Here is a 7648-nt window from a genome sequence, read left to right as displayed (position 1 = left end):
CCCGGCCGGAGAGCCGACCTCCAGGTCGGCTCCGCACTCGCGACATCGGTGCATCTCGCTCTGTCGCGGTGTTGACCTGGAGGTCAACACTCCGGTCAACACTCCAGTCAACACTCCAGTCAACACCCGTCTATACCCGTAAACACCGCGGACGTTCGATGACTGCCACGATCATTCACCGCTCCAGCGGGGTCGCGCATCTGCGGCGCGGGGCAGTGAGGCGCGGGAACGGCGGAGACTCGGCAGCGAAGCACTTGCCCTCGTGTAGCCGAGCCGGAGCCGGGCCGGAGCCGGGCCGGAGCCGGGCGGGAGCCGGGCCGGAGAGCCGACCTCCAGGTCGGCTCCGCACTCGCGACATCAGTGCATCTCGCTCTGTCGCGGTGTTGACCTGGAGGTCAACACTCCAGTCAGCACCCGTCAATAGCCGTCAACACCAGGCGCTCACGGGCAAGCCTTACTCCGCTACACCTGCGCTGACCCCCAGCACGCTCACCGCCCTGCGGAAGAAACATGGCCCCTCAATCCGCCGCCACGCGCGCGAGCGCGTCGCGGTCGAGCACCGTCACATGCGCGCCCTGCACCTCGATGACGCCGTCGGTGACGAGCTGCTTGGCGACGCGCGAGAAGGTCTCCGGCTGGATGGACAGCCGCGAGGCGAGCACGCCCTTGGGCACGTCCAGCACCAGCGCGCGCCGGTCCGCCGGGCAGCGCGCCAACAGCCAGCGCGCGACGCGGCCCTTGGCGCTGTGCAGCGTCAGCTCGTCGATCTCGCCGATGAGCGCGCGCAGGCGCTGGCTCAGCGCGCCCATGACGACGAAGCAGGTGTCCATGGAGCCGCGCAGCATGGCGGCGAAGTCGGCGGCGTCGATGGCGATGAGCCGGGTGGGCGCCAGCGCCGCGGCGCTCACCGGATAGCGCGGCGCCTCCAGAAACATCAGCGCCTCGGCGAAGGTCTGCCCCGGCGAGACGATCTCGATCACCTTCTCGCTGCCGTCCGGCGCCAGGCGAAACAGCCGCATCTGGCCGGACTGCACCAGATAGAACCGCTCCGCCGCCGCACCCTGGGCAAACAGCAGCTCGCCCTCGTCGAGCCGGCGCTGCACCGCGCGCTTGCGCACGCGCTCCAGTTGCTCGTCGGTGAGGCGGGACAGCAGCGGGGCGTTGCGGAGGTCTTCGAGCATGACGGGTCGGGAACAGCGAGGTTGGGCCGACAGTCTAGCGAGGCAGAGCCTCAGACCGACCAGGGCACGGCGCCTCGTCTTGCGAAGCCCGCTCGTCGGCGCATTGGGCCAAGGGCCAAGGGCCAAGGGCCGAGGCGGGCTCCCTTGGCCCTCGGCCCTCGGCCCTTTTGCCTGCAAGCGCCTTGTCGTCGTGAAACTTGACTTATCTGCAAGCATTCGGCGCCGTCAAGCAATCTAGTGCTTCGCTGTGGGAATCCCGAGCCCGTTTGCCCGCGTTGTCGTGGCAGGTGTCGTGGTCGTCATCGTGGTCGTTATCGAGATTTGCGCGAGACGATGACGGCAACGACAACGACAAGTACCGGATACGGCGCCGCCACCAACCGCAGCCTGATCGAGGAAGTCGCCGCCGGCCGCTTCCGCGAGGACCTGTTCTATCGCCTCGTCGTCGCCGTCCTCACCTTGCCGCCGCTGCGCGAGCGCGACGGCGACGCCGCCCTGCTGCTGGAGCGCCTGCTCGACCAAGTCAACGCCGAGAGCGCCACCGAGCCCGGCTACGCGCCCAAGCGGCTTTCCGTCACCGCAAGAAAACTGCTGCTGGAGCACCCCTGGCCCGGTAACGTCCGCGAGCTGCTGAACACGCTGCGCCGCGCCGCCGTCTGGACCCCGGGCGAGCTCATCGATGCGGACGATGCCCGCGACGCCCTGCTGCCGAGCCCCGCCACCCCGGCCGCTGCAGCCCCGGTCCTTGCCCAAGACATCCCCCAAGGCATTGATCTCAATGGCATCATCGACCGCGTTGCGCGCCACTATCTAGAACAAGCGATGCAGCACACCGGCGGCAACAAGGCCCGTGCCGCGAAGATGCTCGGGTTCGGCAACGCGACCACGCTCCGCAATTGGCTGAAAAGGCATGGCGGCGAGCCCTGACGGGCAACCTGCCCCGTCGGCCGCGCGGCAAGGGCCGGAGGCTGCCACGCGCGGCGGGCGCAGACGGACTTGCGATGATCCGGCATTGCCGTATGCTCCAAGCATGCACGCCTTCATCGAGCTGCCGCTGTTCTCGCGCTATGCCGCGGACTACTTCGACGACGGGGAGCTGGCTCAGCTACAGACCTATCTCGCCGCAAACCCCAGCGCCGGCGATATGTCGTGCCGGCAACGGGCGGCGTGCGGAAGCTGCGCTGGTCGCGCCCGGGGATGGGCAAACGTGGCGGACTCCGCGTGCTCTATTACGTCCAGGACACCAAGGGGCGCATTTGGCTACTGACGGTGTATGCGAAGAGTGCTCGGAAGAACATCGCCTCCACCACCCTCAACACCCTGAGAGAGATTGTCGATCATGCCGACATTGACTGATGACGAGCTGCTGCAACGCGACGCGGAGCGCGACTTGAACGCGGAGCTGCTGGCGTCGATCGCTGACCTTGAAGCCGGGCGACTCGGGCGCGTGAGCATCGTCCGCGGCGATCAAGTGATCGAGTCGCCCGTCACCAAGGCGCGACTCGCCGCCAAGCTGTCCCAAGCGCGCTTCGCGAGCCTGCTGGGCATTTCCAAACGCACCCTCCAAGACTGGGAACAAGGCCGGCGCGAGCCGAGTGGTGCCGCTAAGACCCTGCTCCGCGTCGCAGAGCGACATCCCGAAGTCCTGCGCGAGCTGGGCGCGGAATAAGTCGGTGCGCCGTTTCGCCGCGGCGATGGCGTCTCACCGGGCGTTTCCGCCCGACACGGATCTGGGCAGGCAGCGGCCGCCGGTCGAGCAACCGGGCGGAAGAAACCGTGCTTCACCACAAGAAATCTTCTGATCGCTCACACCCGGGCCAGCAACAACAAGACCCCGCGCCGCCCGGCTGCTCGGCTTCGGCAATGCGACGACGCTGAGCAATTGGCTCAAGAGACACGGGGTCGAGCCGTGATGGCACGGTCCCTGCTTTATCGAAGTACCATCAATGCCCGACGCCCGGGCACCACATTGGAGAGCCCCGCCAAATGCAAGCCATTGAGTTGACCGCGAACATCACTCCCGACCATGAGCTCAGTCTGAAGCTCCCCGACGAGTCCGCAACCGGGCCGGCGCGCGTGATCATCCTGTTCGATGCGGAGTGCAAGCCTTCGGCGAAGGGCAACCTGGACGATTTCTTGGAGCAACTGCCTAGGAATACCTCGGGGGGGCTCACCCACGAGGAGATCGTGGCGCGCGTGGACGAGGAGCGGACCGCATGGGGTGACCGATGAAGGGGAGCGTCTACCTCGATACCTGCATCGTCATCGACCTTGTCGAGGGAAGGCCAGACCAGCAGGATTGCCTGTCCAGAGCTCTCGAAGGTCAGCACCTGGTCAGTAGCGATCTGGTGCGTCTCGAGTCCCGCGTTGGCGCGCTACGTAAGCGACAAAACGAGTACCTCGAAACCTACCGGCGGCTCTTCGATCGCTGTGTCACAGTGCCGCTGGACCGTGCGGTATTCGATCTCGCTACCGATCTCCGTGTCCGCCACGGCCTCAAGACGCCAGATGCCCTGCACCTCGCCGCAGCGCTCCACGTCGCCTGCGAGGAGCTTTGGACCAACGACAGGCGCTTAGCCTCCGCGGCGGAGGGGAGAATTCAGATCCTCACCTGGGATGGCCTAACCGAAAAAGCCCAGCGGAAGCAGCCGAGCTCGGTCAATCCGCCGAAAGATTGACCGCCAATGCCAGTCACCGCCGGCTACGTGGAACACCTGCACAGGACCTGAGCCAACCACCGCGGACGGACGCTCGAAGTCATACGGACCCAACCATGATCCGCAAGGCCCGCGCCGCCCGGCTGCGCGACTACGTACGTCAACGCCACCGTCGGCTTCGACGCCCTCGGCGCGCAATTGCAGAAGCGCCCCAAGGGCCTGATGCACATACTGAGTGAGGACGGCAAGCCGCGCGACGACAACCTCTTCGCGTTGGTGTCCCGGCTCAAGGCCCACGAAGGCGTCTCTTTAGAGTGTGCGCGCCTCCGCCGGATCGCAGTAGGCAGCGATCCGCGCCCTGTCGACCACATCGGAGCTCGATCATGTCCGCATTGAACCTGAACCCCGCTTTCGCCACCGTACTGGAGCCCCTCGGCGTCGGCGCCCAAGACTTCTTCCTCGCCGCCAGTCTCTACCACGCGGGCAAAATCAGCTTCGGCAAGGCGGCCGAATTGTCCGGACTCGGCGTCGTGGCGTTTCGCGAGCGGCTCAGAGAGCATTTCGGCTACGCCGTGATCATCGCTGACGAAACGGCACGCGAGGACCTTGAAGCGGTCGCCGAGCTGTCCGACACCGACTATCTGCTCCGCAGCCCGGCTAATGCCCGGCGTCTGTTCGCTGCCATCGCCGAGCTGGAGCCGGACCGGGACACCGAGCGCGATCCCCCTCGCTGATCAGCCGGCTTCTCCCGGAGCAAACATCGAGCGCAGATGCATGCTGCCGCACACCCTTAGCTATCGCGGGTACATCGCCGGCGTCGAGCGCACTCGCCGTTGGCGTCTTCGACGCGCGAGACTCCTGCGACCTTGACGGCCTGCGCGGCTTGGTCAAGCCGTTCGCCCCAACAGCTCGCCGCGTTTGCCGGCGTACATCTTGTCGGCTTGCTCGAACAGCGGCTCAGGGAAATGCTCGAAAAGCTGCTGCCACGAGAGCCAACCCTTGAATGTGTCACGCGTCCTTTTGCGCGCATTCGCCAGATAGCGCGCCGACGCGAGCGCGACCAGCAAGACATTCAAATCCTGCATCCCGGGGAGCCTGCGGATTTGGGCAACGTCTTTGCCAATGTTCTCCAACTGCTCGGTTGTAAACCCCCCGCACACCTTCGCCTCAATAATGATGATGCTCGTCTCGCCGAACAGGCAGAGGTCGAAGGTGCGCTTTGCTGACAGGCCGCTGCCCTTGGCGGTCAGCCCCGGCTGCTGCCACAGGAAATCGCGATACAGGCAGACCTCGAAGCCAAGGTCCCAATCGCCGGCGGAAGGGATGTTGAGCCCAGTGCTCTCGATGAGCCATGCCGCAAACTCGCCCGGGCAGCGGCGCGCGTGCTCATACAGCACGGCGCAGAACAGGCGCTCTTCCCGCGACCACGTCGTCCAAGGCAGACCATTTAGGTAAGGAATCGGCATTGTTTTCCCCGCGGTGTGCGGCCTCGCCCGGCATGCTGCGCCGGGGGTTGGCGTCGTTGTCGTCATGGGCATCGCGTCGCGCGCATGCGCGCGCAGGCCGGGCAGGTCGCCCGCGTATCCTCCGCGTGGCTGTTGTAGCATGTCGGCCCCGCCCGGCTGGCGCCGCTGCGCATGTGGCCCGCCCCGATTCACGCTCAGCTAACACAGACGGAACACCGTGTCGAGACTCACAGAACTGCTGGCACAGCTCAAGGCCAAAGACCCGCAACTGGGCGCGGACCTGGAGCGTGAATTCAAGATCCTGTCCGCCCGCCGCGCCTTCGGGCTCAACTTCGAGCGCCACCGCCCGGAGGCCGTGGAGCTGCCGAGCCGCCCCGTGCGCAAGGGCGACCAAGTGCGGCTGCTGCCGCCGCGCGGCAGCACCGGCCGGGGCGATCAGCGCCTGTGGCGCGTGACGGCCATCTCTGGCACCGGCGATGCCCGCCGCGCCGCGCTGGAAGAGGCCGGCGCCGACGTGCCGGAGACGCGCGAGGCCGCGCTCGCGGACCTGGTGGTGGTGGCCGCGTTCCGCGACCTGATCTACCCCGGCCTGGTCAGCACCGGCAAGGTCGAGCGCGGCGGCGACAGGCCCTTCCATACCGTCATCAACGGCGAGAACTACCTCGCGCTGCGGGCGCTGACTTACACGCACCGCGGCAAGATCGACGCGATCTATATCGACCCGCCCTACAACACCGGCGCCAAGGATTGGAAGTACAACAACGACTTCGTCGAGGCCGACGACGCCTACCGGCACAGCAAGTGGCTGGCGATGATGGAGCGGCGGTTGAGGCTGGCGAGGGAGCTATTGAATCCGGATAACTCCGTGTTGATCGTGACGATTGACGAGAAGGAATACTTGCGTCTCGGCTTGCTGTTGGAGCAGACGTTTGCAGATGCTCGGATTCAGATGACCAGCAGCATGGTTAATCCTGCAAATGTGGCACGACCGGGCGGGTTCGGTCGCAACGACGAGTACCTTTTTTTTGCGATGTTCGGTCGGGCGGCGCCTGAAAAACTCCTCTTGAGTCGCGATTGGGTATCCAGCAAAGGACGGACGCACACCGGGAATATTCGCTGGGACTTGCTCAGACGGAGCGGCACAAATGCGGCCAGAACTGACCGACCGGGGCTCTTCTATCCGATTTACATTGACCCTGCTGTTCCGCGCATCGCACAGGTTGGAGATCCTCTGCCACAGGGCACATCCGCGTCCGAAGAGATAGAGGGCCTCGTCGCCCTTTTGCCGATTCGCCGAAACGGGACTGAAGGTAATTGGCAATGGTATCCTGACACCTTGCGAAAACGAATTGCCGAAGGGCGCGTCCGGATCGGGGGCAGCCTAGAGAAAGGTTTCGTCATCTATATTCTAAAGAACGGCGAATACGGGAAGATCCAGCGAGAAGAATTCAAGGTCATTGGCAAGGAGACGGATGGATCACTTGTAGTCGAGCAAAAGGACGCGACTCTCGTTCGTGCCATCCCTGGCACGCAGTGGCGTATTTCGAGCCATGACGCGACGCAATACGGTTCCAGGTTGCTCGGGGACATAATGTCAGCGCGCAGGTTCCCTTTCCCGAAAAGTCTCTACGCTGTAGAAGACAGTCTACGGTTCTTCATCGCCAACAAACCCAACGCCACCATCCTCGACTTCTTCGCCGGCTCCGGCACCACCGCCCATGCCGTGATGCGCCTGAACCGCCAGGACGGCGGCCGGCGCCGGTGCATCCTGGTGACGAACAACGAGGTCGGCGCCGACGAGCAGAAGGCGCTGCGGCAACAGGGGCTTCGCCCTGGCGACCCGGAATGGGAGCAATGGGGCATCTGCGAGCACATCACCAAGCCCCGGGTGCGCGCGGCCATCACGGGGCTGACGCCGGATGGCGAGCCGATTCCGGGCGATTACAAGTTCACGGACGAGTTCCCGATGGCGGAGGGCTTTGCGGAGAACGCGGAGTTCTTCACGCTGACCTTCGAGAGCCCGGTGGCGGTGGACCACAACCTGGCCTTCGCACGCATTGCACCGCTCCTGTGGCTGCGCGCCGGCAGCGAGGGCCGGCGCATCGATGCACTCCCGGACGCGGGCTTCGCGCTGGCGGACACCTATGCGCTGCTCGCGGACCTGGACGCGGCGGCGCCCTTTTGCGCCGCGGTGGCGGCGGCACCGGGGCTGCGCATCGCCTACATCGTCACCGACGACCCCGGGCGCTTTCAGGCCGTCGCGCGCTGCCTGCCGGCGGGGGTGGAGCCGCTTAGGCTCTATGAGTCTTACCTCACGAACTTCCAGTTCGCCAACGGAGACTGA

9 protein-coding genes are annotated in these 7648 nt (G+C 65.5%); 7 read left to right on the top strand and 2 right to left on the bottom strand.

The genetic code is table 11. The annotated features are described in order from the left end of the window. Positions 1-518 precede the first annotated feature (518 nt). Positions 519-1181 carry a Crp/Fnr family transcriptional regulator gene (locus tag ML01_RS18065; protein WP_058556790.1) on the bottom strand — a complete coding sequence of 221 codons (663 nt, stop codon included), beginning with the start codon at positions 1179-1181 and terminating at the stop codon, positions 519-521. A gap of 333 nt (positions 1182-1514) precedes the next feature. On the opposite strand from ML01_RS18065, the gene ML01_RS18060 reads away from it, so the two are divergent. The 6 genes from ML01_RS18060 to ML01_RS27555 all read left to right on the top strand — a co-directional run bounded on the left by ML01_RS18060 (position 1515) and on the right by ML01_RS27555 (position 4572). Next, positions 1515-2108: a helix-turn-helix domain-containing protein gene (locus tag ML01_RS18060; RefSeq protein ID WP_082674408.1), complete on the top strand. Its 594-nt coding sequence runs from the start codon at positions 1515-1517 to the stop codon at positions 2106-2108. Between the two features lie 294 nt (positions 2109-2402). Next, a complete protein-coding gene (locus ML01_RS30730; RefSeq protein WP_254045301.1) occupies positions 2403-2537 on the top strand; it encodes a hypothetical protein in 135 nt (44 codons plus the stop codon). Continuing rightward, positions 2521-2850, top strand: coding sequence for a DNA-binding transcriptional regulator (locus tag ML01_RS18050; RefSeq protein ID WP_058556789.1), 330 nt, complete (start codon positions 2521-2523; stop codon positions 2848-2850). Before ML01_RS30730 ends, ML01_RS18050 begins: the two co-directional genes overlap by 17 nt. A 317-nt stretch (positions 2851-3167) precedes the next feature. Further along, the gene (locus ML01_RS18045; RefSeq protein ID WP_058556788.1) at positions 3168-3413 is read left to right on the top strand and encodes a hypothetical protein; all 246 of its coding nucleotides are present in this window, start codon (positions 3168-3170) and stop codon (positions 3411-3413) included. Further along, complete coding sequence (locus tag ML01_RS18040; protein WP_058556787.1) at positions 3410-3859, top strand: type II toxin-antitoxin system VapC family toxin; 450 nt, start codon at positions 3410-3412, stop codon at positions 3857-3859. The genes ML01_RS18045 and ML01_RS18040 overlap by 4 nt, the downstream gene beginning before the upstream one ends. 371 nt (positions 3860-4230) lie before the next feature. Continuing rightward, positions 4231-4572, top strand: a complete 342-nt coding sequence (locus ML01_RS27555) for a UPF0175 family protein (RefSeq protein WP_254045300.1) — start codon at positions 4231-4233, stop codon at positions 4570-4572. 153 nt (positions 4573-4725) lie between these two features. Here the strand turns inward: ML01_RS27555 and ML01_RS18030 are convergent, their stop codons facing one another. Beyond that, positions 4726-5304, bottom strand: a complete 579-nt coding sequence (locus ML01_RS18030) for a hypothetical protein (protein ID WP_162268046.1) — start codon at positions 5302-5304, stop codon at positions 4726-4728. Positions 5305-5680: 376 nt separating this feature from the next. On the opposite strand from ML01_RS18030, the gene ML01_RS18025 reads away from it, so the two are divergent. Further along, entirely contained in the window at positions 5681-7648 is a 1968-nt protein-coding gene (locus ML01_RS18025; RefSeq protein WP_254045299.1) for a site-specific DNA-methyltransferase, read from the top strand.

Origin of the sequence: Thiohalocapsa sp. ML1 (assembly GCF_001469165.1) — a bacterium.
Classification (GTDB): domain Bacteria; phylum Pseudomonadota; class Gammaproteobacteria; order Chromatiales; family Chromatiaceae; genus Thiohalocapsa.
This window is presented reverse-complemented; position numbering and strand designations above follow the sequence as displayed.

Excerpts from the sequence above, each read along its gene's own strand:
- ML01_RS18065 (WP_058556790.1), bottom strand. The coding sequence starts at position 1,181 with ATGCTCGAAGACCTCCGCAACGCCCCGCTGCTGTCCCGCCTCACCGAC.
- ML01_RS18060 (WP_082674408.1), top strand. The coding sequence starts at position 1,515 with ATGACGGCAACGACAACGACAAGTACCGGATACGGCGCCGCCACCAAC.
- ML01_RS18050 (WP_058556789.1), top strand. The coding sequence starts at position 2,521 with ATGCCGACATTGACTGATGACGAGCTGCTGCAACGCGACGCGGAGCGC.
- ML01_RS18045 (WP_058556788.1), top strand. The coding sequence starts at position 3,168 with ATGCAAGCCATTGAGTTGACCGCGAACATCACTCCCGACCATGAGCTC.
- ML01_RS18040 (WP_058556787.1), top strand. The coding sequence starts at position 3,410 with ATGAAGGGGAGCGTCTACCTCGATACCTGCATCGTCATCGACCTTGTC.
- ML01_RS18030 (WP_162268046.1), bottom strand. The coding sequence starts at position 5,304 with ATGCCGATTCCTTACCTAAATGGTCTGCCTTGGACGACGTGGTCGCGG.